The following is a 24,549-nucleotide window of genomic DNA, read 5'->3' as shown; positions in this document are numbered from 1 at the left end:
GAGACTTTGGACGGTTGCGCAGGGCTTTTTTATTTCCTTTTCGATTCCGAAGCCGCCGCCCTGGCGGTCATCGAAATGTTCTGCTGCCACTCTGGCGAACTTTCGCGGTAGTTATCGACGATTTCTTGTTCGTCGCTTGATAACTCGTCCATATCATCGAAATCGCCTGTTTCCTCATTCCAGCCCAATATATCGTTCGGCGAACATCCGAGCGCTAGCGCCAAGTTCCAAACTTGTTCAGCGTTCATCATCGCCGCACCAGATTCCCATGATCTATAGGTGTACTTGTTCACGCCGATTTTCTCGGCGAATTCGTCCCTGTTCGAAAAACCAGCGGCTTTTCTGAGCTTCATGAGCCTTATGTTCACTGCTAGTCTCCTTCTCTAATTTCGTAAGTGCATAGTACAACGAAAATAGCCAATACACAACGAAATTATTTATTTCCGCTTGACAAAGCTATTTTGCTTGTCTATTCTACGGAACCAGTTGCTAAGCAGATTAGCAGCTAGCTAATATTTCACGTGTAAACCCGCGAAATATACGGGCGTTCTCCTTGACAAGCAAGGAGAACGAACACTGCTCAATGAGAGGAGGTGAAACGTATGAACTTCGATAAGGAAACGTTTGCGGCCAATCTTCGAGCCGCCCGCGCAAAGCTCGACATCACGCAAGACGAGTTCGCACGCCGCGCCGGTATCTCAAAAGATGCCGTCGTGAAGTACGAGAGCGGCGAGGGTTATATCCCCGGTGCCGACAAGATCATGTCTATCTGTCGAGTGGCGCACATCAGCCCTAACGAGCTGATGGGATGGGAAGAGGTTGCTTAATGGAAACGCTTGACACGCTTATGTCCATTGCTGGCATCTGGACATTCATTGCCAGTGCTGTTGCCTTTGGAATCTGGATGAACAAGTAAGAAAGGAGGGGGTTTCAAATGTATGAACCGTATGAAACCCATGAGCAAACCAGCGGTTTGCATCGTGGTTTCGACAAAGCAAAACCGGCGCAAGCTGAGTACTGCGCAGCGCGGGTTTTACCGGCGCGTCGAATCCATGACGCAGGCTTGCGGAACGAAAGCGCCCGCACCTGGCGGCAACCAGGCACGGGCAATGTCAAAACTTCCTACGGTAATGACGATGACTTTTTAGCAGGAAAACCGTTGGTTATCAAGTGGGTTTACTACATCGGTTTTGGTCTAGCTATGTCCGGAGTTCTTCCCATGGCCGCAGCTGCTTTTCTTTTCTGGCTGTTCGACCTGCTCAACTGCTGGTGGGTTGTCTTCCCATTGTTCTTCGGCTCTCTGTGGCTTCTTGTTAGCCAGGTGTGCAAATGAGGGGCTATCTCGACCGCGACGCGAACGGCTTCTGGGTTGCCTGCGTGGTCATCGAGCAAGCCCGCCGCGCGGGCTCTAGCGGCGCGGGAGACGTGCGCACGCGCCACACCTTGCCTGTTCCCGCATCGGCACCGCGCGAGGTCGCGGAAGCGGCTTTCAGGCGCTTCATGAGCCGGGAAGCGAGGAAGCGCCATGGACGTTGACGATTACACGCAAACGCTCGAAAGCGTGGTGCATCAAGAGCGAATGGCCGTGTATCCCGTGCCGCTCAAGCTCAAAGACCGCCAAGAGCTTTTCGAAACGTGGTGCAAGCTCAATCCGCAGGCGTTGCGGCAAATCGAGCTAACGGCACTCGCTATCGACCAACGAGGTTTGCGAGTCAGCACCAAATACCTCATTGAAAAGCAGCGTTACGAAGGCACGTGCAAGCTTGTGGGCGTGCCGTTCCTTGACGGAAACGGGCTTGAGCACGTCTACGCCATCAACAACACGGATACGCCGCTGCTAAGCCGTTGGCTGCTTGAGCAGCATCCGGATTTGAACATCGAACTTCGCAAATCCATCTACGACAAGGAGAACAACCATGAAGCGTAAAGAAACGATCGCATTCATCGACGAAACCGTTGATTTCATTTCCCAGTCCAAAGTGAGCGTTGGCGTCCTCGATACCAAGACCGGCAGCACGCAGCCGCTCGACGGTGATATGTCGCTTATCTTCATCTGCGCGACGTTGCTTGGCATCCAACAGATGATGCAGTCCAGCGAGTTTGACGGCGTGACACCTCAAGAGTTCGTGACCAAGACCATCGAAGCGGCCTGCAAGTCGTACATCGCCACTAAGCATGCGGAGTGATCAACTAACACTTGACCTGTTCGATGAACCGCCGATGCCAACACCTGGCGAATGCCCGTTTGAGCGGTATTTGCTCGAATGCGGCCAAAAGCTCAAGAGCAAGTGCGGCTTTCGCGGAACGATCATCTGGACTAACTGCCGAGACGTGGGCAAATGCCTTTGGGACGGCTGGCACCAGCAAGGGACGAGCGACGGATTGAAGACGGGGGGTGAAGACGATGACGATGATTGCTAAGGAAGTCCACGACCGAGCGCAAGACCCTATGGCCTGGTTCCAGCACGACGCGAACGCTTCCCTGGACATCAAGTGCCAGCGCCTTATCATGCGCCACGGAAACGCCGCTTATGGCACTTACTGGCGGCTCTGCGAGCTTCTGGCGCGGACTAAGCACCATGCCTTGCCCGTCGAGACGGACGAAGACTGGCTGATTCTGGCAACGCAAATCGGCTTGCGTTCAAGTGGCGCTTTCGACGAGACGTTGAGCATCAACCAGACGCGCGATTTCATCGACTGTTTGCTTGAGATCGGCTTGCTGGTTCGCGACGGAAAAGGCCGCATCGAAAGCGAGAGGATGCAGCGAAACGCCCTTTATTTCGGCTCGCAACGCGCGAATGGAGCAAAAGGCGGCAGGCCGCGCAAGAACAAGGCCGAACCGCCAAAGTAGCAGGTCAAGAGGCGTTTTCACGATGACCGAGGGAGAAACCAACGCAAAACCGACGGTTTTAGACTGGCAAAAGCCTAACAATACAATACATAACAATACAGAAGCGGGTTTTGGGTTGGGTCTCAAACCCAACCCAAACCCAAAACCCGCAACGTGCTTGTTAGGTTTAGCCACAAGCAAGGTTATCTTTCTTGGTTCTTCTTTCTGAGCGCACAAGTTCTCGCGCGATTTCAAAGCCCGTTTTCGATGTTTCAAAAGCAGTTTTCAACTGGTTTTCAACACGTTTTCAACAATGAGCTAAGTTACTAACAAGTTTTCAACATTAGGCGGTGGAAAACATGCCTTACTCAAGTTATGCCAACAAGGTACGCAAGCGCCGTTGTCATTGCTGCGGCGAAGAGCGACCGATTGATTGGTTCATTGCCAATCGCGATGCCTGCTGGAAGTGCAGGGCAATGAAGAAGGACGAGCCAAAGGAGGTGAAGGGCAATGAGCTTATTGGATGACGTAACAATCACACGCGATGCGTGCCGTTCGATGTTTCACAACCTCGGGTTTAGCTATGACGATGTGCAACGGAACGACATTTATATGCTTGAAGCTTTAATCGCTGAAGAACTTTCGAAATTTAACGAAGAAAGCTTCTATCAAATGCACATTGCACACCGTGCAAGCGATGCGCCAAGAATCAAGGTTCGCGAGGATACGGACTGCGGGATTGAATCGGCCTTTATTCGCGTTGATGTTGAATGCCAAAAAGGACGCGAAGCAATTTCGTTTAACCGTGACGGTTTTATCGGCTTCGCTGGTTGGGCTGATGACACCAACGCTCAGCCTTTTTTGCGAGCTTTTGTTCGGTGGGTTCTTGAGTGGATGGACGAAGACGATGAAGACAATGACGAATGAAGATGCTGTTGTCTGCATCGTCGGAGATAGGCAGACCGGAAAGACCACTAAGCTTATCGAGATTTCAGCGGCAACGGGGATTCCGATTGCTACTCGCAATTTTGGAATCGCTTCTCATATCTACCACCAAGCAAAGCGCAATGGATATGACATACCAAAGCCCTTGTGCTTAAACGGATCTTCGTTTGAGCGTCCTTATACACCGCATTACGAAAAAGGAATGCCGGTACTCGTTGACGAACTCCAAATGTTTTTCCAGAAAGCGAATTTGCGCCCGCTTGTCGTATCCATTCCGACATATGCGGCTGATTTTCGATTTTCAGAAAGCGAAATACCACCGTTGTTTGAGTTGCTGCGCATGTGGTGGCGGGCAAGGAAGGAGCGCAAAAAATGAGTTCTTACGTTAACCGTGTCGGTGATTTGACCGTTCCCGAGGAAAACCAGGCGGCGGATGAAGCGACGGTAGCCGCCAACCCGGTAACCAAGCCGTCGCATTACCAAGGTTACACCGGCATTGAATGCAAGAAAGCAATGGAATCCATGCTCGGCACCGATCTGTATATGGCCTACATGCAGGGATGCGCGTTTAAGTACCTGTGGCGCTGGAAGGAGAAGAACGGCGTTGAGGACTTGAAGAAGGCTCGCGAGTGCATCGGAAACATGCTCGATGCTCTGGGATGTGATCGGTCATGAGCGGGAGCAGCTTTTACAACGCGCCGGAAGTCGTTAAAAAGACGCGCAAGGCGCACGTGTGCGCGTATTGCGGCAAGACGATTCCAAAGGGCACGCCGTACATCATCAAGGAAAGCGGCCTTTGGATGGGCGATTTTTGGAAGCGTTACTCATGCCGCGATTGCCAGCCGTACATAAGCGAGTTCTGGGGATGGCAAGGCTGCGAAAGCGAGAGCCTTGAATCTGATTTCGACGAGTTCATGCGCGAGAACCATTACGAAGAGTGGGTGACCGACGATGACGATTGAGCATGACCGAAAAGTTTTAGACAACCTTTGCGTTGTCTCACAGGACATCAGCAAGCGCATCACGACATGCGAAAAGCGCGGTCGCGAAAGCTCGAAAGTCAGCTACGACGATTTGGTTTGCTGGTTCGACTGCGTGAGCGATGCAATCCAGGTCATCAACCGCAATTTGGAGGTACGAAATGAAAGAGCTTAAGACCAAGGAAGAGTTCGAATGCGCGTCCATGACGCTGATTGGGTGTGTGCTGGCAATCATCCCGTTCGCCATGCTTGTTGCCAGTATCGCCGTTGGGTTCATTTTCGGCGCTGGTTTCGGCTTCCTTACCTTCTTCTGCTGCCTGCTGGCCGTGTGCATCTGGTTCATCTGCGCGGCGAAGTTCAACATGCGCAAGGCTAAGAAGGCGGCCGAGAAGGAGCAGTGCGATGATTAAGGTTTCCGGCTGCTGCGACGGATGCGGCAAAGAAGCCGACCGCATTAATGTCAAGGAGTTTTGGCGTGTTCGCCTAGGTCGATTCGGCAAAGTCTCCGAGTTTGATTTCTGCGACGATTGCATGTGCGAGCTTGCCGAGCTTCCCGGTCTCATGGATGACAAGATCAAAGAATTGTTGAACCGTCATGGGCGTTGAGGTCAAGCAGGACGCGAAGGGCGTTTGGTATGCGCAACCGTACCTTGGGCGCACGCCGGAGGGCAGGCAGATAAGGCCGCGCCGCAGCTTTCCCGATGCCGCATCGCGCGAGGAAGCGCAGGCGCTGGCCGATGCGTGGGCTTCGCAGCTCACGTTCGACGGTCAGATCAAGAGCACGCTTATAGCCGACCTTTTACGCGAGTACATCGCCGACCGTCAAGCCAAGGGCGCAGCGGTCAACACGGTTAAGCGGTGGACGTTGTTCACGCGGTCATACGTTGGCCGCTACCTCAAAGGCAAGGTCGCCCGCGACCTGACGGCCTACGAGCTGAACAGCTTCGAGCGCCGCTTGATGGTTTCGAAGGAGCATGGAGGGCAAGGGCTTTCGCAAAACACGGTGGTTAGCGTCCATCACTTTTTGCAAGGCGCTTTCAGCTATTGGGTTCGCATCGGCGTTTGCGACGCAAACCCAATGCTGATGGTCGCGAAGCCCGACGAGCAAAGGCACGAAGCGGTAGTAATCGACGAGTGGGATTTCCAAACGCTCGATGCGGCAGTAAGCGATCGCCTTTATCCGGCGAAGCGCAGCAAGCAGACCATGCGCGATGCCGCCTATTCGTTTGCCGCTTGGTTCGCCCTCCATACGGGTATGCGCGTCGGCGAGGTGTGCGCGGTGCGCCGTAGGGACTTGCACAAGGCGCAGGGCTACGTGCTCGTTTGCGGAACGGCGCTTGAGCCGCCCGGCGGCGGAGTTATTCGCTCGAACACGACCAAGAGCAAGAAGCCGCGCCAAGTGTCGTTGACCGAGCGCGAGTGGAGCCGCGTATACGGCTTCATGGAGCAGCAGGACGCGTTTTCAGCGTCTTTCACGCCCGATTCGGCACTGGTGAGCGTGGACGGCTCTTATATGCGGCCTACGACGGTATCTAAGGCTTTCAGCCGCACGCGCGACCGCTGCGGATTGCCTAAAGCCTGCACGTTCCATTCGCTGCGGCATACGCACGCCACGTGGTGCCTAGCCAACGGCGTTGACCTCAAGACGCTTGCCGCAAGGCTTGGGCACGCCAACGAAGCGACCACGCTAAGGCTATACGCGCACCTGATGCCTGGACGCGATGCGGCAGCGGCCAAAGCCTTTGAGGAATTCGCCGAAAGCCTGAAATCAGGTGTGTAAACGGAGTGTAAACGGCTCGATTTCGCAGATTCGCAAAGCAAGGCGATAACGCGAGGTCAAGCCAAGAAACCGACGGTTTCAGGAAAGCAAACCGCCGTATCTAAAGTAAGAATCAGGAGGTTCTAAAAATGGTGCCTATTTTGACGGAAGAAGAGCGCCGCCAAAACCTCGATAAAGCATTGAAGGCACGCCGTGAGCGTGCAGAGGTTAGGGCGAAGCTTGCGAGCGGTGAAATGAGCGTCGATGACGTTTTCAGGCTTGCCGATGATGGCAACGAAGCAATTCTGCGAATGCCCGTCGAATCGCTCATAAGGTCGCTTCCGGGCTATGCCCTGTCGCGAGCGCAGAAGCTTATGAAGCGGCTTCGAATCGCGCAGAGCCGCCGAATCCGAGGATTGAGCAAACGACAGAGAAACGAGCTGCTTGCAGTTCTTGGAGGTAATCATGAAGCGCAATGATCTTGATGAAGCAGCCTGCAAGGCGAAACGCGGTGCGGTTCTGCTCGTCACCGTTGCCGTAATCGGAGCCGTGGCGTTCATTTTCTTGATGTTCTGCCTTACCGAGCTGTTCATCAACCTTTTCACGGGCGGCTGGTTCTCTTGGGTCTTCCCGTGTGTTGCAACGGCAATGGCAATCCTGGCGCTTCTCGCGCTGGCAATCGTGATGGGAGGTAGCTATGAGCGATAGCCTGAACAGCGTGGTGCTGAGCGGAAACCTTGGGCAAGATGCCGAGGTGCGATACACCAACAACGGCCTTGCTATCACCAGCTTTTCGCTTGCGGTGAGCAAGAGCCGCAGGCAGTCCGACGGCAGTTATAAGGACGTGACGAGTTGGGTTGATTGCGTCATGTACGGCAAGCGCGGCGAAGCGATGTACGGAAACGGCATGCTGCAAAAAGGCGTGCGCTTGGCAATCGCCGGACGCTTGTACCAAAACGTGTGGGAGAAGGACGGGCAGCGCCGCAGCAAGATTGAAGTGATCGTCGATAACGTGGTGACGATGACCGCGCAGCGGCAACAGCAGCAGGGCTACCAGGCGGCAGCGGCGCAGCCGCAATACCAGGCCACGCCGCAGCCCGCAGCCTATCCCGATGTGTATGACGAAGACATTCCCTTTTAAGGAGCTGATGAAATGCAAGGACGCAAGATGAACGTTGTTCTTACCGACGGTGCCGAGCTGCCGCGCTATGCGCATGATGGCGATGCGGGGTTCGACCTTTGCATCACGGATGACGTGCGGCTTGAGCCAAACGCCAGCGCGGTTTGCGGGCTTGGCTTCGCCTGCGAGATTCCGAGCGGTTGCGTTGGCCTGGTCTTCCCGCGCTCTGGTCTTGGCGCTCACTACGGCGTTACGCTGCGCAACAGCGTCGGTGTAATCGATAGCGGTTACCGTGGCGAGGTGTGCGCACCGCTCGTCAACCTGAGCTGCGACACGGTGTTTTTGCCGAAGGGCTCGCGCGTGTGCCAGATGGTTGTTGTGCCGTTCGTGCCGTGCGACCTCGTTAAGGTCGCAAGCCTGACAGACACCGAGCGCGGTACGGACGGCTTCGGCTCTACCGGCATCGACTAGGAGCGGTGCCGATGGATGCCAAGGAATACTTCGAGGGCATCCGCGACGAGGTGGCTAGCATCGAACACGCACGGGAGATGCTAGCCCGCCTTAAGGCTCGCGAGGGAGCCAAGACGCAGAGCTATACCGCTGGCGGCGGCGGTGGAAGCTCAGACCCGATGGATGCGATCAACGGCCGCATTGATTTCGAAGGCAGGCTAAAGCAGCGCATCAGCGACAGTGAAGCATTGCTTGACGAAGCTACAGCGCTGCTATACGGCAGCGACAATCGCGGCGGCTTGGCTAAGGTCAAGGGCAACCGCTATGCTGACGCGCTGTGCATGGCCTATCTGCAAGCGATGCCGTGGGACGATATAGCCGACGTGATGCAGTGCTCGCGCCAATGGTGCAGAGAGCTATGCAACGCCGGATTCCGCTATATCGACGATGTGGGCTTTGCCGCTCTCAAAGAAATTTGAGATTGGTACTTGTCATCACTTTTCGCTTTGCGCTATATTTCGATACGGTGGATTTTCGAAAGGGACACGGACTTAAGTTCGCGTCCCTTTTTTGTTGGAAGGATTCGCGATGGCTAAAGGCTTCTCGTATCGCTTCTACCACTCGCGCGATTGGGAGCAAGCGAGAGAGCTTGCCTTGCAACGCGACGCTTACCTTTGCCAGCACTGCTTGAAAGCTGGCATCACTACACCGGCAACGATGGTGCATCACATCATCGAGCTAACGCCAGCGAACATCACCGACCCGAACATAGCGACCGACCCGCGCAACCTCGTCTCGCTCTGCGACCTCTGCCACAAGAAGGTGCATGGCTGGGCAAGGCAAGGCAGCACAAGGCAAGGCTTCGCTTTTGACGAGGACGGCAACTTGATTTCGCTGACAAACGAAAACACAGACTGAGCACAAACGGCCAGTCAATCAGAACAGAAAACAAAACAGCAGGTCACAGCGCCGAAGCTATCCCCCCGGTCGAAAACCAAGGCACCCAGCCTAGGGCACCAACGCCGGAAGATAGAATTTTGCGTGTGACGGATTTCAGAACGGGGGTGGTCTTGTGCCGAAGCGGAAAGTGTGCGAAAGTAACGACCTTTTGCCGAAAGCCACGGAAAGTCCCCCGAAGAAGCGCACCGCTTCAATCGAGAGCCGTTACCAAAGCGAGCTGAAAAAGCTCCAACGGCTCACCAAGGACGCTATCCCCGACGAAAAGCGAAGCGCCGTGCTCCCGTTGATGTCGAACATCGCGTTTTTGAAAGTGAAGCTTGACGAAGCGCGGCGCGAGCTGATGCATGAGAGCATCTTCACGGAGTACGACAACGGCGGCGGTCAATCCGGCGTGCGCGAGCACCCGGGGTTTTCCGCTTACAACAAGCTTTTCACCACGTTTTCTCGCGGCATCAAGCAGCTCACCGACATGATGCCGTCTGGTAGCACCGCAGGCGATGCCCTCATTGACTACCTCAACGAAACGCGCTTCGGCGGCTAAAGGAAAGTGGAGCGGAGCGGGACGCTGTGAGCTGGCGATACGAAGCTACTTCGGTGGCATCATCAACGGTGAGATCACCGCTTGCGAGAAGATGCATCAGGTCGCGGAGCGCGTGTTGTGCGACATGGATAACGTTGACCCGCTCTACCCGTATCACTTTCGCGAAGAGTTCGCGGCTAAGCACGTTAACTTCATCGAGACGTTTTGCCGACTTCCAAGCGGCAAGCTTGGGCGTAAGTTCAAGCTTGAGCTTTTTCAGCTCGCTATCTTGTCCGTTATCTTCGGTTTCGTCGATGCAGAGGGCTTGCGGCAGTATCGCGAAGTGCTCTGGATTATGGGGCGCAAAAACGGCAAGACCGCGCTTGCGTCTGCAATCGAACTTGACTTGCTCATAAACGATGACGAGGGCGCACCCGAGGTCTACAACGTCGCCACGGCTCACGACCAGGCGGCGAAGGGCTTCAACAACGCCTGGCGAATGGTGATGACCTCACCGGCTTTGGCAAAACACGTGCGAAAGCGCGTGAGCGACCTTTACTGCAACCTCAACATGGGGTCGATTAAGGCGCTCTCCGCCAACACGAATCACCTTGACGGCCTGGACATCTCAGGCGCAATCGTGGACGAGTTGGCGGCTATGCGAAACCGCGATTTGTATGACCTGACTATTCAGGGCATTTCGGCAAGACGGCAACCGCTGGTTTTGGAAATCACGACCAACGGTTTCGTTCGCGGCGGCATTTTTGATGCTCAATACGAATACGCTTCCAAGTGGCTTGAGGGCAAAGCGTCCGGCGAGAAGGCCGAACACTTCATCGCTTTCATCTTCGAGCTTGACGAGCGCGAGGAATGGCAAGACGAAACGTGCTGGATCAAGGCGAACCCCGGCGATGGAACTATCAAGTCTCATAAGTCGCTCAAGGAAAACGTTTCGAAAGCCAAGGATGACCCGACGTTCTTACCGACGCTGCTTGTCAAGGATTTCAACCTGATTGAAAACCAGTCGCAAGCTTGGCTCACCTGGTCTGAGATACATAATGAGAAAACTTTCGACCCGTCCGACGGGTCTTTTTCTTATGCGGTGCTTGGCGTTGACGCTTCGGACACCACCGACCTAACGGCGGCGTGCCTGCTGATGATGCGCCCTGGCGATGAAAACATATACGAAATGCACATGGCCTGGATTCCGCTTCGCGCTTTGGAGCAGGCGGAAGCCGAGGGGCGGCGCGGCGGGCGCGACGGCGTGCCTTACGATGCCTGGATTGCCCGTGGATTGCTCAGAACGTCGGCAACGCCGATCATCGACAAGCGCGACGTTTTGGATTGGGTCACGGAGATTCAAGAGAAGTACGGCATCTATACGGTTGCATGCGGCTACGACCCGTGGCACATGCGGGACGTTCCGACGGTCGAAGCGTATGAAGGCTATTTCGGAGCCGACAACTTCAAGAAGGTTATCCAGGGCGCTCAAACGCTATCGATGCCGATGAAAGAGCTTCGCGCCCTCTATAAGGAAAACCGCATTGTGGACAACCAGAACCCTATAGCGGAATGGTGCCGCTCCAACGTGATGATTCGCAACGACGCTAACGGAAACATCGCGCCCGACAAGAAGAACCAAGACCCGCGCAACCGCATCGACGCTTGGGCTGCTGAGTGCGACGCGTTCGTTGTGCTCAAAGACATGATGGACGATTACCAAAGCATGATTGGAGGTTAAAACGTGCGAAAACCAACGCTTTTGCGCTCTATGTTCGACGCTGTTTTTCACAAGCCGATCATGCAGGCCGTCGATGGCTACTTTCAGACGTTCACGGCCTACGCGCCGCGCTTCACGTCGTGGTCTGGCGGCATCTACGAAGCTGAGCTTACACGCTCAATCATCGAGCGAAACGCCGACCACGCTTCGAAGCTGCGGCCTGAGATTTCAGGCACGGCGCAACCGCAATGGACGCGTTCTTTGCAGTGGCAACCGAACCCGTGGATGACAACGCCGCAATTTCTGCACCGCATATCGACGATGCTTGACGTTTGCGACACGTGCTTGATCGTCCCGGTCGATGGCGGGGACGGCATCACGTCCGTTGGCTACTATCCCGTGCTGCCGAGCCAGTGCGAAGCCTACGACGTTGACGGCGCTTTGTGGCTTGAGCTTCGATTCCCTGGCGGTGATAAGACCTTGATTGAGTGGTCGCGCATCGGCGTTATGACGCGGCACCAGTTCAAGAGCGATTTGTTCGGCGATGGAACCAACGTGCTCAATCCCACGCTTGATTTGATTCATGCTCAGGAGGAAGCCGAGAAAACGGCTATCGAACAGGGCGCGGCGGTGCGATTCATCGGCAAGCTTTCGCAAAACCGAAATCCGGAAGATACGAGGAAATCGGCAGAAGCCTTCAACGAGCAGCTTGGCGCGTCTAATGCTGGCGGAATCGTCGTTTACGACAATAAATATCAAGAAGTCAAGCAGATCGCGCCGCAAAGCTACACGGTCGATGCCGCGCAGATGGAGCGCATCGAGAAAGCGGCCTATCGCTTCTTCGGCTCCAACGAAGACATAGTGATGAACAAGGCCGACGAGGACACGTACAACGCTTTCTATGAGGGGCGAACAGAGGTCTTCGCCGTGCAGCTTGGCTATGTGCTCACGGCGATGACGTTCACGCCGAACGAGATTGCCCACGGCAACTCGATTATGTTTTCGGCCAACCGCCTTGAGTTCGCGAGCAATCAAACGAAGCTCAACGTATCCACGGCGCTTTTCGACCGTGGGATTTGGTGCGGCAATCAGGTTGCAGAGGTCTTCCAATCGCCGAGCTACCCAGGCGGCGAACGTCACGTGATACGCGGTGAGTATATCGACCTGGATTTAATCAGCCAGCACACATCGGAGCAGGCGGCGGCTGCTGCCGAGACCAACGCGAACATTGCCGCAATCGACGGCAAGAAAAAGGAGGGTGAAGATGCCAGCCAAACCGAATGAGCGGCAATACCGCGCAATGCAGGTGGTGCTACGAAGTCTTCCGACCGACAGCGAGCGCGAAAAGCGCATCGAATCCGATTACTACGTCGAGGGCTACGCTTCGACGTTCAATGACCCTTACGTTTTGTGGCAAGACCCGTGGGACGGAACCGAGTATCGCGAAATCATCAGCCCTGATGCTTTCGTTGAAACCGATATGAGCGACGTGATCATGCAGTTCGACCATTGCGGGGATGTTCTCGCGCGTATGTCGAACGGAACCCTAATCGTCGAGCCTGACGAGCACGGCTTGTTCATCGCCGCCGACCTGTCTAAGTCCGATTCGGCGCGAAAGCGCTTCGAGGAAATCGATAACGGGCTTGTTACTCGCATGTCGTGGGCTTTCACCGTCGGCGCATCCGAGTATGACCGCGATTCGCACACCACGACGATTACAAGGGTCAAGAAGATTTATGACGTGTCCGCAGTCAGCTTGCCAGCCGACCCGAACACCGAAATAAGTGCAAGAAACCTGCTTGACGGAGTGATTGAGCAGTCGCGCAAGGAGCTTGCGCGCAGGAAGGCCGCTTTGCTTCGCGCTAAAGCGTGCCTGGCAATTACTAACGCGAAGAAAGGTAACTAGTTATGACACTCGAAGATCTTATCGCCGAGCTGCAAGCCCTTATCGACCAGTATTCCGACGGCACCGAGCCGACGGAAGAGGATGCAGCCCGCATGGCCGAGCTGACCGACGAGATCAGCCAGCGCCGCGCCGCTGACGAGCATGCGGCGCAGACCCGCGCCGCCGCCGTTGTCAACGCTCGCGCCGCAATCGACGCTGGCCGCGCCCAGCGCATCGATTCCGTCCCGCTGGCGCGTTCCGCCAACGTTGCTAGCGTTTCCGGCGCTGCCTACGACGTGACCGATTACGACCAGGCGGAGCGCCGCGCCTGGGTAAAGAACATGGCTGAACGCTCTAACGTGCAACTTTTCGGCGGCAATGCTCTTACCGATGCTGAGCGTGCGGCGATGCGTCACGCTCTTGAGCAGCGAGCGGAATTCACTATCACCACGTCTAACACAGCTGATGTCGTTCCCGTATCTGTTCAACAGGAAATCATCTCGCTTATTGACAATTCTGCTGTCCTGTTTAGTGACGTGACGCGCTATAACATGGCTGGACAATTCGAGCTTGTCCGTCATAAGAGCATCAAAAAGGGCGATGCTGCGGAAACCGCCGAGGGCGCGGCACCTACCGACATCGAAGAGAACGAATTTGACCACATCACTCTTACTGGCGATGAGATTAAGAAGACTGTTGAGATGTCGCGCAAGATGGCAACGCAGTCTCTCACTGGATTTGAAAAGTATCTTATCAGCGAGATTTCCGCACGACTTTCCGTTGCCTGCAATGCGAAGGTTCATGCCAATCTTGATTCTGCTGAGCTTGGTATGGCTACGGCTAATAAGATTCAGACAGCAAAGGCGAACGTCATCGCCAAGGCCGACATTCTCAAGCTGCTGTCCCTGCTCATGACATTCGGCAACCCCGCTCCGAAGGGCGCGTTTATCTACGCTAACAACAACACGATCTGGAACCAGCTTGCGGCCATCGAGGACGCTACCGGTCGCTCCTACTTCGTGAGCGAAGCGACCGATGACCCGACGGTGCAGGGTCGAATGTTCGGCAAGTGGGTCAAGAAAGACGATTCCATCGCCGATGGAGTTATCAAGGCTGGATTCCCCGACCTTTTCCGTGGAAACATCTTCGACGGCGTTGACGTTACCCCGTACATCCAGCAGCGCACGCAGAAGCGATGCTATGACGGCTATGTGCTGTACGACGGCGGCCTTGCTGTTCCGCAGGCGTTTTCGCAGCTCACCGTCAAGACCGCTTAAGGAGGTGGCGCGGCATGGCCGAAGAAGCCAAGAGCAAGATTTTGGATGCGTGCCGCGCCGCGCTGCGCATCCCCGCTTTCGTCAACGATTACGACGAAGAGATTTCTGACGTAATCGAAGCCGCCCGCGCCGAGCTGGTGGCGGGCGGCGTTTCTGAAGATAAGGCGCATGACGATTCGGACGGGCGCGTTCGGCTAGCAATCAAGGTTTATGTAAAGGCCAATTTCGGCATGGACAATCCCGACGCTGAAAAGTTCATGCGTTCGTTCGAAACCATGCTCACCAGCATGAGCGGCGATTCCGCTTACAACGGCGGTGATGCGGCATGAGCGGGTGGGCTGGCGTTTGCACGCTGATTGCGACCGTTTCCGAGCGCGACGAGTTGGGAGTTTCGCACAAAAAGGAACGGTGCCGCCGCGTGCCGTGCAATGTGTACGGCATAAGCCAGACGGCCTATTACGCCGCCGCGCAGGCTGGCGTTAAGCCGCAGGCCGTAATCACGGTGCGCGATTGCGCTTACAGCGGCGAAAAGCTCTGCGAGTTCAACGGCATCCGCTACGCCGTCGATTCGGCGGTTCTGGCGAACGTCGATGACGTGCGCCTAACACTCGTCGAGAAAGTAGGCAACCGGTGAGCGACGTAATCAACATCGACGATCTTGATGAAATCATCGTCAACAGCATGCAAGAGGTAATCGACGAGGACACCAAGACCCTTGAAGGCAACGTGAAGGCCGCAGGCCAAAAGGCAACGCGGCTGCTCAAACAGCGAAGCCGAAAGAAGAAGCGCCACGGCGGCAGCTACGCGAAGGCATGGGCTAGCACCGTCGAGACGGACGAAACCGGCACGAGCTGCACCGTGTACAACAAGCAAGGCCAGCTTACGCACCTGCTCGAAAAGGGGCATGCGATCAAGAACCAATACGGCAGCTATCCGGGCACCGTTGCCGGTGACCACATAATCCAGGGCGTTTATGAAGAGGTTGCCGCCGAGTTTTCGCAGGGGGCAACGAGTGAATAGCATCCGAGATTTGGCGAAGCTGCTTGACGCTTTCGGCCTGCCGTGGGCGAACGGCGGATTTCGCGACGGCGAGTATCCCGCGCCGCCGTACATCGACATTGAAGCGGGCTATGGCGAAAGCGCGAGCGCAGACAACGTGGGGTGGCTTCGCTGGATGCCCTACGATGTGGCGCTTTACGTGCGCGAGCGCGATTACGAGCTTGAGAAGCGATTTGAAGCGGCTCTTGATGCCGCCGAGTTCAACTATACGAAAACGGTAACGCAGCTCGATAACGACGAGCTTATTGAGACGGCTTACGAGATCGACGTTACCGAGGATTGAAAGGAAGAGATATGCCACGAAACGGATTTTTCGGCGTGAAGAACCTGCACCTGGCGCTTTGCCCGGACGAAGCGGCTTTGAAGTTCCTCAAGCCCTACCACGTCCCCGGCACGGTGGAGATTAAGGCAACGCCGAGCGTCCAGAACGCAAAGGCTTATGCCGACGATGAAATCTGGATTGATGACAACCACGACAACGGCGGCAACGGCACCATGTCCGTTCGCGACATGGAGTCCACGCCCGAGCTTCGAAAGATGCTTGCGCTGATTTCCGGCTACGACATCGACGAAGCAGGGCACATCCTGGGTACGGCAGACAAAGACCCGATGCCTTTTGCGCTCATGTGCCAGCAGAGCGGCAAGACCACCGGCAAGCGTCGCTGCTATCTCATGTGCAAGGCTTCCAAGCCCTCCATGGACGCTAAGACCCTTGAAGACAAGCCCGACATCACGCAGCTTGACATCGACTTCGAGTGGAAGCCCGTCACGCTGCCGACCGGCTGGCGCGGATGCCATTACGACGCATACAGCGACAATTCAGACTGGGATAAGTTCTTCGAGAAGGTCAAGGTTGACCTTAAGCCCGCCGAGCTTGACGCGTCTACGGTGTTCGGGGCGGCTGAGTAATCATGGCGGACATCATCAAGATTGGCGAGAAGGAGTTCCCCGTTGCCGTCACGGCTTTCACGCCGATCATCTACAACGGCGAGTTCCGCTACATGAAGGAGAACGGCCACACACGCGCGAAGGACATCAACGACGGCCTTTCCGAGATTATGGACGGCATCGAAACCAACGAGGTTCCGCCGTTCCTCTCAATGGCTCAGTTCTTCTGGGCTTTCTGCAAGACCGCCGACAAGAACGTTTCAGGTTTCAGCGTTTGGCTTGGCACGCTGCCTGAACAGGCTTTCGACCTGTCGGCAGATGAAAGCTGGTCTAACAAGGTGTGGGAGCTGATTCAGGCCAACTACTTTCGCAGCGCCACGCAAGTGGCACCCGCGCCCGCCGAAAACGCCGATGCCGGAGCTGCCGCAGGAGCTTAAGGACGATGCAGGAGCGTTGTATATCTACAACGCGCAGCAATGCGGCCTGACGATTTCGGATTTGCAATGCCTGACGTATGAGCAGGTCATGCACGTTATGGAGCTGCACGACTTCGTTAACGATGCCGTGGCGTATGCGGACGAGGACAAGGCCGCATCGGACGGCGAAGCTTTCTTCTTCGGGTAAACGCAGCACGTTTGCGCACCTTTCGCGGTGCGCAAATTGATGCGCTTATCGCGCACTTTGACAACATAGGGAGGTGACGGCATGGCCGTAAGCTACAAGGGCTTGACGATCAAGTTCGGCGGCGATACGACGCAGCTCCAATCTGCGCTCAAGAAGATTCAGACCGAATCGAAGGCCACGCAAAGCGACCTCAAGGACATAAACAAGTCGCTCAAGTTCAATCCTGGCAACACCGAGCTTTTAGAGCAGAAAGTACGTTCGCTCAATAAGGCTTACAACGAGACGAAAGACCGGCTTTCGGCCTATAAGGCTGCTCTTGCCGAGCTTGACGCCAAGAAGCAGAGCGGCGCGCAGCTGACCGAGACCGAGCAGCGTCAATACGAGCAGCTGCAACGTTCCATCATGGCTTGCGAGAAGGATTTGGAGAGCTACGGCAAGCAGCTCAAGGAGACTGCGACCGAAGCCGAAGCGAGCAAGGGAAAGCTTTACCAGCTTGGGCAGACCATCGAAGGCAATGCTGACAAGTTCCAGGCCGTCGGCGGGAAAATCAGCAGCGTAGGCACCAAGGCAACCGCGACGTTCGGCGGCATCGCCACGGCGGCATACGGCGCTTTCGGCCAGCTTGAGGAGGGCGAGAACATCGCCATCAAGGGAGCTGGCGCGATCGGCGATGCGGCCGAGGAAATCCGCCGCAGCGTCAAGAGCGTTGCCGCGCAAGCGCCGGGAGACTTCAACACCGTAGGCCAAGCCGTCGGCGATGTTAACACGCATTTCCAGGTGACCGGTGACGAGCTTGACGATATATCTACCAAGTTCCTCAAGTTTGCCAAGGTGACCGATTCCGACGTTTCGAAGTCCGTTGAGAACGTGGCGATGTCCATGAAGGCATGGAACGTTGACCAGAGCGAGACGGGAAACCTGCTTGACCACATCGCAAGTGTTTCCACCGCTACCGGCGTTAGCGTCGATGCCCTCACTAACGGCGTTAACACCAACGGCGCGACGTTCCGCGAAATGGGCTTGAGCCTGCAAGATTCCATTACCCTGATGGGCAATTTCGAAGCCGCAGGCGTTCCGGTCGATGGCATGCTTACCGGCCTTAAGAAGGCTGCTGCCAATTGCGCCAAAGAGGGAACCGACATGGGCGATATGCTCAACGGGTTGGTTCAAGACCTCCAAGACCCGGCCAAGCAGTCCGAAGCTACCGCGAAGGCTTTCGACCTCTTCGGCAGCAAGGCGGCAACGTCGTTCATCGACGCTGCCGAATCCGGGCGAATCAACATGAGCAACCTTGGCGGCTCGATGGACGATGCCGCAGGGTTCGTGCAGGGACTTAAGGACGAGACTACCACCGCGTCTGACAAGATGAAGGGCGCTATCAAGGAAATCACCCTCGCCGGTGCCGACATCGGCGAGCAGTTCGCGCCGGTTGTCGAGGATGCGGCGGGCGCGGTCAAGAGCTTCGGCACGTGGATCAAGAGCCTAACGCCCGAGCAAAAGGAGCTTGCGGCGAAGCTCGTTGAAGGTGGTATCGCTTTCGGCGTTGTTGCAACCGGCGTTGGCAAAGTCGTTAGCGGCCTGCCTGCTTTCGCATACGGCCTTAAGACGGCATCGAAGGGCTTCAAGGCGTTCAGCGCGGTTCTTTCCGCAAACCCGATAATGGTTGTCGTTGGTCTTATCGCTACGATCGTCGGGGCTATCGTCACGTGGGTCACCACGACCGACGAGGGAAAGCAAGCTTGGGAAGGCTTCTGCACAGGCGTTCAAAACGCATGGCAAGGCGTGTGCGATTTCTTCGGCGGCGCTGCCGACTTCTTCGGCGGCATCTGGTCTACCGTGACCGGCGGAATCCAGGATTTCACAACTCAGGCTTCCGAGAAGTGGGAAGGCTTCAAGTCCGATTGCTCCAACAAGTGGCAGGAAATCAAGGACGGGGCTTCCGAGAAGTGGGAAGGCGTGAAGTCCATCATCTCCGAGAAGATTGAGGGGGCAAAGGAAGCCGTGACATCGAAGGCTTCGGAAATTGCCCAGGGAGCGTCCGAAAAATGGGAGCAGCTGAAAAGCGATGCTTCCGAAAAATGGCAGTCTTTGCAAGACGGGGCGGCAACGTACTTCGGCGGCATCAAGGACACCATTCAAAACGACATGCAAACAGGCCAAGCCGTGGCCTCCGCTTCTTCTTCCGCTCTGAAATCCGCGCTCAACGGAGATTGGGACGGCGCGAAGCAGCAGGCGGCAACGGCCTTCAACGCTATCAAGGACAACATCCAAACGAAGATGTCAAACGCGCAGGCCAACGCGATAAACGCTGGCAACGCGATTGACGAAAAGCTGGGCTTCCCCGGCTTGGGTAGCACCGTCGCTAACGTCTTCGGCAACATCAGGAACAGCATAACCAGCCCGATTAACGATGCTTGGAACTTCATCAGCGGCATTCCCGGCAAGATTCAAAATGCTTTCAGCGGTATTCGAATCAGTTTGCCACACATCAATATGCCGCACTTCAACGTCAACTGGCGCGACATCGGCGGCGTTGTGAAACTGCCGTCAATCAGCGTCAATTGGTACGCAAAGGGCGCGTCGTTCGACAAGCCGTCAATCATCGGCGTTGGCGAAGCCGGACTTGAGCACGTCGCGCCCGATGCCAAGCTGCGCACCAGCGTTCAGGAGAGCGTGGAAGCTGGCATCGCGCGTGCGATGAACCTTTACCGAGGTTTTGGCGGCGCTGCCGCTCAGGTGGCAGTTACCGTCAACGCGACCATTGCAGATAAGGTGGACGCTTACACTGCCGGTCAGCAAATCGGAGCTGGCATTGCCAGCAAGCTTAAGCAGAAGGGGGTGCCCGTTGGAGCTTAAAAGAAAGCGCAACCAGCGCGATTCAATCATCTTCAACGGGCACGACCTGTCTTCGCTTGTCTCGTGCCGTATACGCCGCCCGATAATGGCGAGCGTTACGGCTGAGTTCGAGGACGCGCCCGGACGCAGCGGCGAGTATTTCAAGCGCGCCAAGCGCTCTGGGTATGACTTGCAGGTTGATATGACGCTTCGCGCTGAGCACCGCCGCGAGGTGGAGAAGGTGCGGCACGATCTGGCGGCGCTGCTCTGGTCTGACGAGCCAGCGCCGCTTTACCTGCCCGATGACCCGACGCGCTACCTCATGGCGATTGTCAGCGGCTCTACAGACCTCAATGAGATTACCGACGATTGCCCGAAGGCAACCGTGACGTTTCACGTCGGCGACCCCGACTATTACGGCCAGCACCGCCGTATGGATGTAAGCGGCGCGGCATCGTTCGCCGTCGGCGGCACGTTGCCTGCGGCGCTAACGCTTACGGCGAAGCCTGGAGCTTGCAGCTCTTGGCGCATCACCAACACCGACACGGCGGAGTTCGTCGAGGTGGTGCAGCCTTTGACGGCTTCTAGCGTTGTTCGAATGGACTTCGACAAAGAGCATGTCACGGTTAACGGTTCCGTCGCACAGCTCAATATCATGAGCGACTTTTTCACAGTCAAAGACCGTGCGCACATCAAGATTTCTAGCGGCACAGCGCTTTTGGAATGGGAGGAAAGATGGCTTTAATCAACAAGGTCAACTTCACCCGCTTCACGCGCTGGGGCGTTAACCTTGGGCGGCTCACCTACACCGCCGCGACCCATGAGGAAGCTACCGACGGCACCGACGAGCTTAAGATCACGTGCGACGAGGATTTGACCAAGGGCGAGCGCCTTGTTTGGGTTGACCGCCAAGGTGTTGTGCATGAGCACATCGTTGATGAAATCGAGCGCCTGCACGATGACGGCGGCAAGCCGTATACCAGCGTAACGTGCATCAACTCCATCAACGAGACGTGGGACGATTACATTGAGGACAAGCGACCTTCCGGCAGCGTTGCCGTTGCGCTTGCGTCAATCCTCGCTGGCACGCGCTGGGAAGTCGGCAACTGCGACCAACCCGGCAGCGCTTCGCACACCTTCTACCACATCAGCGTTCGCGAGGGCTTGAGCGACCTTCTGGAAACCTGGGGCGGAGAGCTGGAAACCGTCATCGAGACGGACGGCGTGCAGGTAACGCATCGCTACGTGCGCGTGGTGGCCACGCGCGGAAACCAGCAAAGCCCCAAGCGCTTCACGTGGACTAAAGACTTGATTAGCATCAAGCGCAAGACCGGCAGCGCGAACCCTAAGACGAGGGTTTATGGCTACGGCAAGGGCGTTGAGACGGATACCGGCGGCTATGGCCGCCGTTTGACGTTCGGAGAAATCAACGGCGGCAAGGATTACGTTGAGGATGCATCAGCTACCGAGGTCTGGGGGCATCCAGACGGAAGCGGCGGCATCGCGCCTGCGGTTGACGTATACGTTAACGAGCAGTGCGAGGATGCGGCGCAGCTGCTAGCCGAGACGCGCGATTACCTTGAGACAGTCAAAACGCCCACCGTGTCATACGAAGCGAGCGTGCTTGATCTTTTCGCTTTCGGGAGAAGCTGGGAGGGCGTGGCCGTCGGGGATTGCGTGGCGATCATCGACAAGGGCTTTTCCGATACCGGCATCCGCCTAAAAGGGCGCGTTTCAAAGCTTTCCCGCGACCTGGTTACCGGAGACGCCACGGTGACGTTCGGCAACCTCACCGACGACCTGGCCGACATCTTCCAAGCTATGGCCCAGCAGCTAAAGAAAGGCAGCGACCAGCGGGCTAACTACGATGCTGTGGCTGGAACGTCCATCTCGTGGCTCAACCAGCTCATGGCGGCTCTTAACAAGGCTTTCAACGCCGTCGGCACGTATAAGGTCGAGACGTTCGAGCTTGGCGTTATCTACTCCAACGTTCCGCTGGATGCCGAAACCGGCGTTCCGCTCAACGCAACGTCCGACATGTGGGCTGTCAATATCAACGGCATGGGCATTCGCCTTGCCGCGTCGCTTACAAGCGACGGCCAATGGAATTGGCGCACGTTCATCACCGGCGCTCAGGTGAGCGCCGATTGCATCAACGCTGGCACGATGCGGGCAGACCGCATCCGTGCGGGCTTGCTCACCGACGAGGTAGGAGCCAACTACTGGGATTTGGAAACGGGAGAATTCCAGCTTTCGCCAGGCGCTAAGTACGGCGATGGCGGCTTGACGGTCGATGGCGTTATAGAAGACCTGAGCAAACGCAGCGAGCAGAACAAAACGGACATCAAGGACGTTGGGGACGAGCTTAAGAAGTCGAACGAATCTATCGACAAGCTCAAGGATTCGCTTGGCGAGACGGATACCAAGCTTGGAGAGTTGCAAGGCTCGCTCACCGACCTTGACGGCACAGTTGACGATTTGGCGAAAGATGGCGTTGTGACCGCAGCCGAGAAAGCGGCGGTCAACAAGATTTTGCAGACCATCGAGAAGGAGCAATCCGAGCTTTCGACCGAGTATTCGCAGCTAAAAAGCAACACAGCTCTATTGCCGCAATACAAGACAAGCGTTCTAACTCCGCGCTACGATGCCGCTTTTGGAACGAATGGAGCTTATGACAACCTCAAAGCTGCGATAAGCAAGGTAACGGCTTGCGCAGATAAGGCCGAGCTCGATGCGGCGATGATTGAATACAAATCGGCTTTTTCGACGTATTCAAGCACTGTCAACACGTACCGTTCGACCGTGCGCACGGCAAAAAGCATGATCGAGCAGTCGAACGCCAAGGCAACGGCGCAAGGTCTGCTCGATACGTATGATGACAATCTGACGCAGCAGAAGGTTTTCAACCGTCTCACGAACAACGGAAGGACGCAGGGCGTTTACCTGTCTAACGGCCTGCTATATATAAACGCAACGTACATGTCAACCGGCATCATATCCGACAAGGCAGGTCGGAACAAATGGAACCTGACGAGCGGCGAGCTAACGACCAACTACATGACCGCCAACTATATGACGGCCAACGGAACGTTCAAGTGCGGTTATACGAACTATTACACGATGTTGAACAGCTCTGGCCAGATGCGGGGATACAGAACCGATAACAGCAGCACGCGAAGCGTCGGATTCATCGACTACAGCACGTCGGTTCGCGACATCAACACCGGCGCTCTCTCGTATGGCTTGCAGTTGCAGGCCGAGGGAATCATACGCATGTCAGCGCCGCAAATGTCCGTCGCGAAATCTTCCAGCACGTCGGTTACCTCAACCACTGCCGGTACCGGCACTTTGTGGCTAGCTGGCTTTGACCACAACCCCGGCGAGGGTTGGGACATCTACACGTTGAAATCGTTCTACATGCCGTTCATCAACGGACTTTGCACGAGAGGTTTCTAGCTAAGGAGGAAACATGGCCGAGGATACAGCAGTTAACCCAACGGCAAGCGTGATCGTCGCTTACCTGGTTCATGACCCAATCGGCAACGTCGAGGGGTATATCAATGATTTCAGCCCTGACGTTTTACAGCAGGCTCAAGATAACGGCATGGTGATTATTGCCGAGTACAGCGACGGAAAGCGCGTGATTGTGGATGCCGCCGACGTGAAGGAGCCGCAGCCGTACATCAACGGCATCAAGATCGTTGCGCCAAGTTACGTCGATAAGCGCACCGCCGCTACCGTGGAGTGCTTCGCCGCGCTTGCCGAAATCGTCAACCCGTCTGTTGCCACGCTTGCCACAAGCGATGCGGCAAGCGAGCAGAAAGACCCAATCGAGCGGTTTATGACGGCGCTTGCCAACCTCAAGACGCTCGAATCTGACGGCGGCGATGCCTAATGAACGTGCAGACAATCGAGCTTGACGTTAACAAGCGAGGATGCGGCAACAACTGCATCAGCATCGCCCAGGGAGAGGGCGGAGGAACTACCATCAAGGCGCTTATCTACGACAACGGCGGCGAGCTGGCGTTGTCGGGATACAGCGCCTTTTTGGTTGCCCGATTGCCAGACCGAATCCACTACTACCGTGGCAGCGCTTCGGTCAACGGAAACACGATCACCTATGTTTGCGACGAATCGAAGCTCGCAAGCGTGCCTGGCTACACCGACGAAGCCTATTTTGAGATTGTAAAGGGCGATTTCCTGGCGCAAACGGAGCGCTTCGCCCTGGACATCCTGCGCAGCGCAAAAGACGGTCAGCAGCCCGCTCAGTCGTGGGACAACGCGATTGATGACCTTATCAAGCGCGGAGAAACGGCGGCAAAGAGCGTCGAAGCGGCTGTTACGGCGGCAAACGGCGCTGTTTCAAAAGCGAACACGGCGGCAGCGAAAGCGGATACGGCAACCGGCAAAGCCAACGCCGCCGCACGCGAAGCCAGCGCTGCAACCGGCAAAGCAAACGCCGCCGCAGGCGATGCCAGCACGGCGGCCGAAAAGGCAGCCGCCGCCGCAGGCAAGGCCAATACGTCGGCGGAAAAGGCCGACACCGCAGCGCAAGGCGCTAACGATGCGAAAACGGAAGCCCTCAAGGCGGCTGAGGAGGCGCGCGGCTCCATCAGCCCCGACAAGCGCATCTATCTGGCCTACGACACCGTGGGCGATACGGATTACATCTCTCTAGTCGATACGGAGGATTAAGC

The 24,549-nt window shown here is 56.2% G+C and carries 36 protein-coding genes; 35 read left to right on the top strand and 1 reads right to left on the bottom strand.

The window, feature by feature from the left end; genetic code table 11:
• Window positions 1-29: 29 nt before the first annotated feature.
• Window positions 30-368 (bottom strand): helix-turn-helix domain-containing protein, encoded by a 339-nt coding sequence (locus DXC99_RS00585; RefSeq protein ID WP_117628939.1) that lies wholly within the window; start codon window positions 366-368, stop codon window positions 30-32.
• 234 nt (window positions 369-602) lie between these two features.
• On the opposite strand from DXC99_RS00585, the gene DXC99_RS00580 reads away from it, so the two are divergent.
• From DXC99_RS00580 to DXC99_RS00415, 35 genes are all read left to right on the top strand, one after another.
• Entirely contained in the window at window positions 603-827 is a 225-nt protein-coding gene (locus DXC99_RS00580; RefSeq protein WP_117628938.1) for a helix-turn-helix domain-containing protein, read from the top strand.
• 107 nt (window positions 828-934) lie between these two features.
• A complete protein-coding gene (locus DXC99_RS00575) occupies window positions 935-1,333 on the top strand; it encodes a hypothetical protein (RefSeq protein WP_117628937.1) in 399 nt (132 codons plus the stop codon).
• Between the two features lie 192 nt (window positions 1,334-1,525).
• Window positions 1,526-1,927 carry a hypothetical protein gene (locus tag DXC99_RS00570; protein ID WP_117628936.1) on the top strand — a complete coding sequence of 134 codons (402 nt, stop codon included), beginning with the start codon at window positions 1,526-1,528 and terminating at the stop codon, window positions 1,925-1,927.
• The gene (locus tag DXC99_RS00565; RefSeq protein WP_117628935.1) at window positions 1,917-2,186 is read left to right on the top strand and encodes a hypothetical protein; all 270 of its coding nucleotides are present in this window, start codon (window positions 1,917-1,919) and stop codon (window positions 2,184-2,186) included. Before DXC99_RS00570 ends, DXC99_RS00565 begins: the two co-directional genes overlap by 11 nt.
• A gap of 218 nt (window positions 2,187-2,404) precedes the next feature.
• Window positions 2,405-2,851 carry a Lin1244/Lin1753 domain-containing protein gene (locus DXC99_RS00560; protein WP_117628934.1) on the top strand — a complete coding sequence of 149 codons (447 nt, stop codon included), beginning with the start codon at window positions 2,405-2,407 and terminating at the stop codon, window positions 2,849-2,851.
• Window positions 2,852-3,340: 489 nt separating this feature from the next.
• Window positions 3,341-3,757 carry a hypothetical protein gene (locus tag DXC99_RS00555; protein ID WP_117628933.1) on the top strand — a complete coding sequence of 139 codons (417 nt, stop codon included), beginning with the start codon at window positions 3,341-3,343 and terminating at the stop codon, window positions 3,755-3,757.
• Window positions 3,738-4,151: a hypothetical protein gene (locus tag DXC99_RS10240; protein WP_147329315.1), complete on the top strand. Its 414-nt coding sequence runs from the start codon at window positions 3,738-3,740 to the stop codon at window positions 4,149-4,151. Before DXC99_RS00555 ends, DXC99_RS10240 begins: the two co-directional genes overlap by 20 nt.
• Window positions 4,148-4,450, top strand: a complete 303-nt coding sequence (locus DXC99_RS00550) for a DUF3310 domain-containing protein (RefSeq protein WP_117628932.1) — start codon at window positions 4,148-4,150, stop codon at window positions 4,448-4,450. Before DXC99_RS10240 ends, DXC99_RS00550 begins: the two co-directional genes overlap by 4 nt.
• Window positions 4,447-4,737, top strand: coding sequence for a hypothetical protein (locus tag DXC99_RS00545; protein ID WP_117628931.1), 291 nt, complete (start codon window positions 4,447-4,449; stop codon window positions 4,735-4,737). Before DXC99_RS00550 ends, DXC99_RS00545 begins: the two co-directional genes overlap by 4 nt.
• Window positions 4,738-4,916: 179 nt before the next feature.
• Window positions 4,917-5,165 (top strand): hypothetical protein, encoded by a 249-nt coding sequence (locus DXC99_RS00540; protein ID WP_117628930.1) that lies wholly within the window; start codon window positions 4,917-4,919, stop codon window positions 5,163-5,165.
• On the top strand, window positions 5,158-5,361 hold the full coding sequence (locus tag DXC99_RS00535; RefSeq protein WP_117628929.1) for a hypothetical protein: 204 nt from the start codon (window positions 5,158-5,160) through the stop codon (window positions 5,359-5,361). The genes DXC99_RS00540 and DXC99_RS00535 overlap by 8 nt, the downstream gene beginning before the upstream one ends.
• Window positions 5,351-6,535: a site-specific integrase gene (locus tag DXC99_RS00530; RefSeq protein ID WP_117628928.1), complete on the top strand. Its 1,185-nt coding sequence runs from the start codon at window positions 5,351-5,353 to the stop codon at window positions 6,533-6,535. Before DXC99_RS00535 ends, DXC99_RS00530 begins: the two co-directional genes overlap by 11 nt.
• A 140-nt stretch (window positions 6,536-6,675) precedes the next feature.
• Window positions 6,676-6,993, top strand: a complete 318-nt coding sequence (mihF, locus tag DXC99_RS00525; RefSeq protein WP_199408830.1) for an integration host factor, actinobacterial type — start codon at window positions 6,676-6,678, stop codon at window positions 6,991-6,993.
• Window positions 6,980-7,222 carry a hypothetical protein gene (locus DXC99_RS00520; RefSeq protein WP_117628926.1) on the top strand — a complete coding sequence of 81 codons (243 nt, stop codon included), beginning with the start codon at window positions 6,980-6,982 and terminating at the stop codon, window positions 7,220-7,222. Before mihF ends, DXC99_RS00520 begins: the two co-directional genes overlap by 14 nt.
• Window positions 7,212-7,655 carry a single-stranded DNA-binding protein gene (locus tag DXC99_RS00515; protein WP_117628925.1) on the top strand — a complete coding sequence of 148 codons (444 nt, stop codon included), beginning with the start codon at window positions 7,212-7,214 and terminating at the stop codon, window positions 7,653-7,655. The genes DXC99_RS00520 and DXC99_RS00515 overlap by 11 nt, the downstream gene beginning before the upstream one ends.
• A 27-nt stretch (window positions 7,656-7,682) precedes the next feature.
• On the top strand, window positions 7,683-8,105 hold the full coding sequence (gene dut / locus DXC99_RS00510; protein WP_233505632.1) for a dUTP diphosphatase: 423 nt from the start codon (window positions 7,683-7,685) through the stop codon (window positions 8,103-8,105).
• An 11-nt stretch (window positions 8,106-8,116) separates the two neighbouring features.
• On the top strand, window positions 8,117-8,563 hold the full coding sequence (locus DXC99_RS00505) for a hypothetical protein (RefSeq protein ID WP_117628923.1): 447 nt from the start codon (window positions 8,117-8,119) through the stop codon (window positions 8,561-8,563).
• A 109-nt stretch (window positions 8,564-8,672) separates the two neighbouring features.
• On the top strand, window positions 8,673-9,002 hold the full coding sequence (locus tag DXC99_RS00500; RefSeq protein ID WP_117628922.1) for an HNH endonuclease: 330 nt from the start codon (window positions 8,673-8,675) through the stop codon (window positions 9,000-9,002).
• Between the two features lie 154 nt (window positions 9,003-9,156).
• Window positions 9,157-9,585 (top strand): hypothetical protein, encoded by a 429-nt coding sequence (locus tag DXC99_RS00495; protein WP_147329314.1) that lies wholly within the window; start codon window positions 9,157-9,159, stop codon window positions 9,583-9,585.
• A complete protein-coding gene (locus tag DXC99_RS00490) occupies window positions 9,551-11,305 on the top strand; it encodes a terminase large subunit (RefSeq protein WP_199408829.1) in 1,755 nt (584 codons plus the stop codon). The genes DXC99_RS00495 and DXC99_RS00490 overlap by 35 nt, the downstream gene beginning before the upstream one ends.
• 30 nt (window positions 11,306-11,335) lie before the next feature.
• Window positions 11,336-12,568 carry a phage portal protein gene (locus DXC99_RS00485; protein ID WP_117628919.1) on the top strand — a complete coding sequence of 411 codons (1,233 nt, stop codon included), beginning with the start codon at window positions 11,336-11,338 and terminating at the stop codon, window positions 12,566-12,568.
• On the top strand, window positions 12,549-13,190 hold the full coding sequence (locus DXC99_RS00480; protein WP_117628918.1) for an HK97 family phage prohead protease: 642 nt from the start codon (window positions 12,549-12,551) through the stop codon (window positions 13,188-13,190). The genes DXC99_RS00485 and DXC99_RS00480 overlap by 20 nt, the downstream gene beginning before the upstream one ends.
• Window positions 13,191-13,192: 2 nt before the next feature.
• Window positions 13,193-14,446, top strand: coding sequence for a phage major capsid protein (locus DXC99_RS00475; RefSeq protein WP_117628917.1), 1,254 nt, complete (start codon window positions 13,193-13,195; stop codon window positions 14,444-14,446).
• A 14-nt stretch (window positions 14,447-14,460) separates the two neighbouring features.
• Complete coding sequence (locus tag DXC99_RS00470; RefSeq protein ID WP_117628916.1) at window positions 14,461-14,775, top strand: DNA-packaging protein; 315 nt, start codon at window positions 14,461-14,463, stop codon at window positions 14,773-14,775.
• On the top strand, window positions 14,772-15,080 hold the full coding sequence (locus DXC99_RS00465) for a hypothetical protein (protein ID WP_117628915.1): 309 nt from the start codon (window positions 14,772-14,774) through the stop codon (window positions 15,078-15,080). The genes DXC99_RS00470 and DXC99_RS00465 overlap by 4 nt, the downstream gene beginning before the upstream one ends.
• A complete protein-coding gene (locus DXC99_RS00460; RefSeq protein ID WP_117628914.1) occupies window positions 15,077-15,466 on the top strand; it encodes a hypothetical protein in 390 nt (129 codons plus the stop codon). The genes DXC99_RS00465 and DXC99_RS00460 overlap by 4 nt, the downstream gene beginning before the upstream one ends.
• Entirely contained in the window at window positions 15,459-15,788 is a 330-nt protein-coding gene (locus DXC99_RS00455) for a hypothetical protein (protein ID WP_147329313.1), read from the top strand. Before DXC99_RS00460 ends, DXC99_RS00455 begins: the two co-directional genes overlap by 8 nt.
• An 11-nt stretch (window positions 15,789-15,799) precedes the next feature.
• Entirely contained in the window at window positions 15,800-16,414 is a 615-nt protein-coding gene (locus DXC99_RS00450) for a major tail protein (protein WP_117628912.1), read from the top strand.
• A gap of 2 nt (window positions 16,415-16,416) precedes the next feature.
• Entirely contained in the window at window positions 16,417-16,830 is a 414-nt protein-coding gene (locus DXC99_RS00445; RefSeq protein ID WP_117628911.1) for a hypothetical protein, read from the top strand.
• A 16-nt stretch (window positions 16,831-16,846) separates the two neighbouring features.
• Window positions 16,847-17,017 carry a hypothetical protein gene (locus tag DXC99_RS00440; protein WP_158551545.1) on the top strand — a complete coding sequence of 57 codons (171 nt, stop codon included), beginning with the start codon at window positions 16,847-16,849 and terminating at the stop codon, window positions 17,015-17,017.
• Between the two features lie 81 nt (window positions 17,018-17,098).
• On the top strand, window positions 17,099-19,873 hold the full coding sequence (locus DXC99_RS00435; RefSeq protein ID WP_117628909.1) for a phage tail tape measure protein: 2,775 nt from the start codon (window positions 17,099-17,101) through the stop codon (window positions 19,871-19,873).
• Window positions 19,863-20,597 (top strand): distal tail protein Dit, encoded by a 735-nt coding sequence (locus tag DXC99_RS00430; protein WP_158551542.1) that lies wholly within the window; start codon window positions 19,863-19,865, stop codon window positions 20,595-20,597. Before DXC99_RS00435 ends, DXC99_RS00430 begins: the two co-directional genes overlap by 11 nt.
• Entirely contained in the window at window positions 20,588-23,308 is a 2,721-nt protein-coding gene (locus DXC99_RS00425; protein ID WP_158551539.1) for a phage tail spike protein, read from the top strand. The genes DXC99_RS00430 and DXC99_RS00425 overlap by 10 nt, the downstream gene beginning before the upstream one ends.
• Before the next feature lie 13 nt (window positions 23,309-23,321).
• A complete protein-coding gene (locus DXC99_RS00420; protein WP_117628906.1) occupies window positions 23,322-23,747 on the top strand; it encodes a hypothetical protein in 426 nt (141 codons plus the stop codon).
• Complete coding sequence (locus tag DXC99_RS00415; RefSeq protein ID WP_117628905.1) at window positions 23,747-24,547, top strand: BppU family phage baseplate upper protein; 801 nt, start codon at window positions 23,747-23,749, stop codon at window positions 24,545-24,547. The genes DXC99_RS00420 and DXC99_RS00415 overlap by 1 nt, the downstream gene beginning before the upstream one ends.
• Window positions 24,548-24,549: the final 2 nt, after the last annotated feature.

It is taken from the genome of Collinsella sp. TF10-11AT, assembly GCF_003437565.1.
Taxonomy (GTDB): Bacteria; Actinomycetota; Coriobacteriia; order Coriobacteriales; family Coriobacteriaceae; genus Collinsella.
Note: the sequence above shows the minus strand (reverse complement) of the source record. Positions and strands in the feature narration are given on the sequence as shown.

What these genes read in the sequence shown, in the direction of transcription:
- DXC99_RS00580 (WP_117628938.1), top strand. Translation starts at nt 603, where the DNA reads ATGAACTTCGATAAGGAAACGTTTGCGGCCAATCTTCGAGCCGCCCGC.
- DXC99_RS00575 (WP_117628937.1), top strand. Translation starts at nt 935, where the DNA reads ATGTATGAACCGTATGAAACCCATGAGCAAACCAGCGGTTTGCATCGT.
- DXC99_RS00570 (WP_117628936.1), top strand. Translation starts at nt 1,526, where the DNA reads ATGGACGTTGACGATTACACGCAAACGCTCGAAAGCGTGGTGCATCAA.
- DXC99_RS00565 (WP_117628935.1), top strand. Translation starts at nt 1,917, where the DNA reads ATGAAGCGTAAAGAAACGATCGCATTCATCGACGAAACCGTTGATTTC.
- DXC99_RS00560 (WP_117628934.1), top strand. Translation starts at nt 2,405, where the DNA reads ATGACGATGATTGCTAAGGAAGTCCACGACCGAGCGCAAGACCCTATG.
- DXC99_RS00555 (WP_117628933.1), top strand. Translation starts at nt 3,341, where the DNA reads ATGAGCTTATTGGATGACGTAACAATCACACGCGATGCGTGCCGTTCG.
- DXC99_RS10240 (WP_147329315.1), top strand. Translation starts at nt 3,738, where the DNA reads ATGAAGACAATGACGAATGAAGATGCTGTTGTCTGCATCGTCGGAGAT.
- DXC99_RS00550 (WP_117628932.1), top strand. Translation starts at nt 4,148, where the DNA reads ATGAGTTCTTACGTTAACCGTGTCGGTGATTTGACCGTTCCCGAGGAA.
- DXC99_RS00545 (WP_117628931.1), top strand. Translation starts at nt 4,447, where the DNA reads ATGAGCGGGAGCAGCTTTTACAACGCGCCGGAAGTCGTTAAAAAGACG.
- DXC99_RS00540 (WP_117628930.1), top strand. Translation starts at nt 4,917, where the DNA reads ATGAAAGAGCTTAAGACCAAGGAAGAGTTCGAATGCGCGTCCATGACG.
- DXC99_RS00535 (WP_117628929.1), top strand. Translation starts at nt 5,158, where the DNA reads ATGATTAAGGTTTCCGGCTGCTGCGACGGATGCGGCAAAGAAGCCGAC.
- DXC99_RS00530 (WP_117628928.1), top strand. Translation starts at nt 5,351, where the DNA reads ATGGGCGTTGAGGTCAAGCAGGACGCGAAGGGCGTTTGGTATGCGCAA.
- DXC99_RS00520 (WP_117628926.1), top strand. Translation starts at nt 6,980, where the DNA reads ATGAAGCGCAATGATCTTGATGAAGCAGCCTGCAAGGCGAAACGCGGT.
- DXC99_RS00515 (WP_117628925.1), top strand. Translation starts at nt 7,212, where the DNA reads ATGAGCGATAGCCTGAACAGCGTGGTGCTGAGCGGAAACCTTGGGCAA.
- dut (WP_233505632.1), top strand. Translation starts at nt 7,683, where the DNA reads ATGAACGTTGTTCTTACCGACGGTGCCGAGCTGCCGCGCTATGCGCAT.
- DXC99_RS00505 (WP_117628923.1), top strand. Translation starts at nt 8,117, where the DNA reads ATGGATGCCAAGGAATACTTCGAGGGCATCCGCGACGAGGTGGCTAGC.
- DXC99_RS00500 (WP_117628922.1), top strand. Translation starts at nt 8,673, where the DNA reads ATGGCTAAAGGCTTCTCGTATCGCTTCTACCACTCGCGCGATTGGGAG.
- DXC99_RS00485 (WP_117628919.1), top strand. Translation starts at nt 11,336, where the DNA reads ATGTTCGACGCTGTTTTTCACAAGCCGATCATGCAGGCCGTCGATGGC.
- DXC99_RS00480 (WP_117628918.1), top strand. Translation starts at nt 12,549, where the DNA reads ATGCCAGCCAAACCGAATGAGCGGCAATACCGCGCAATGCAGGTGGTG.
- DXC99_RS00475 (WP_117628917.1), top strand. Translation starts at nt 13,193, where the DNA reads ATGACACTCGAAGATCTTATCGCCGAGCTGCAAGCCCTTATCGACCAG.
- DXC99_RS00470 (WP_117628916.1), top strand. Translation starts at nt 14,461, where the DNA reads ATGGCCGAAGAAGCCAAGAGCAAGATTTTGGATGCGTGCCGCGCCGCG.
- DXC99_RS00465 (WP_117628915.1), top strand. Translation starts at nt 14,772, where the DNA reads ATGAGCGGGTGGGCTGGCGTTTGCACGCTGATTGCGACCGTTTCCGAG.
- DXC99_RS00450 (WP_117628912.1), top strand. Translation starts at nt 15,800, where the DNA reads ATGCCACGAAACGGATTTTTCGGCGTGAAGAACCTGCACCTGGCGCTT.
- DXC99_RS00445 (WP_117628911.1), top strand. Translation starts at nt 16,417, where the DNA reads ATGGCGGACATCATCAAGATTGGCGAGAAGGAGTTCCCCGTTGCCGTC.
- DXC99_RS00435 (WP_117628909.1), top strand. Translation starts at nt 17,099, where the DNA reads ATGGCCGTAAGCTACAAGGGCTTGACGATCAAGTTCGGCGGCGATACG.
- DXC99_RS00425 (WP_158551539.1), top strand. Translation starts at nt 20,588, where the DNA reads ATGGCTTTAATCAACAAGGTCAACTTCACCCGCTTCACGCGCTGGGGC.
- DXC99_RS00420 (WP_117628906.1), top strand. Translation starts at nt 23,322, where the DNA reads ATGGCCGAGGATACAGCAGTTAACCCAACGGCAAGCGTGATCGTCGCT.
- DXC99_RS00415 (WP_117628905.1), top strand. Translation starts at nt 23,747, where the DNA reads ATGAACGTGCAGACAATCGAGCTTGACGTTAACAAGCGAGGATGCGGC.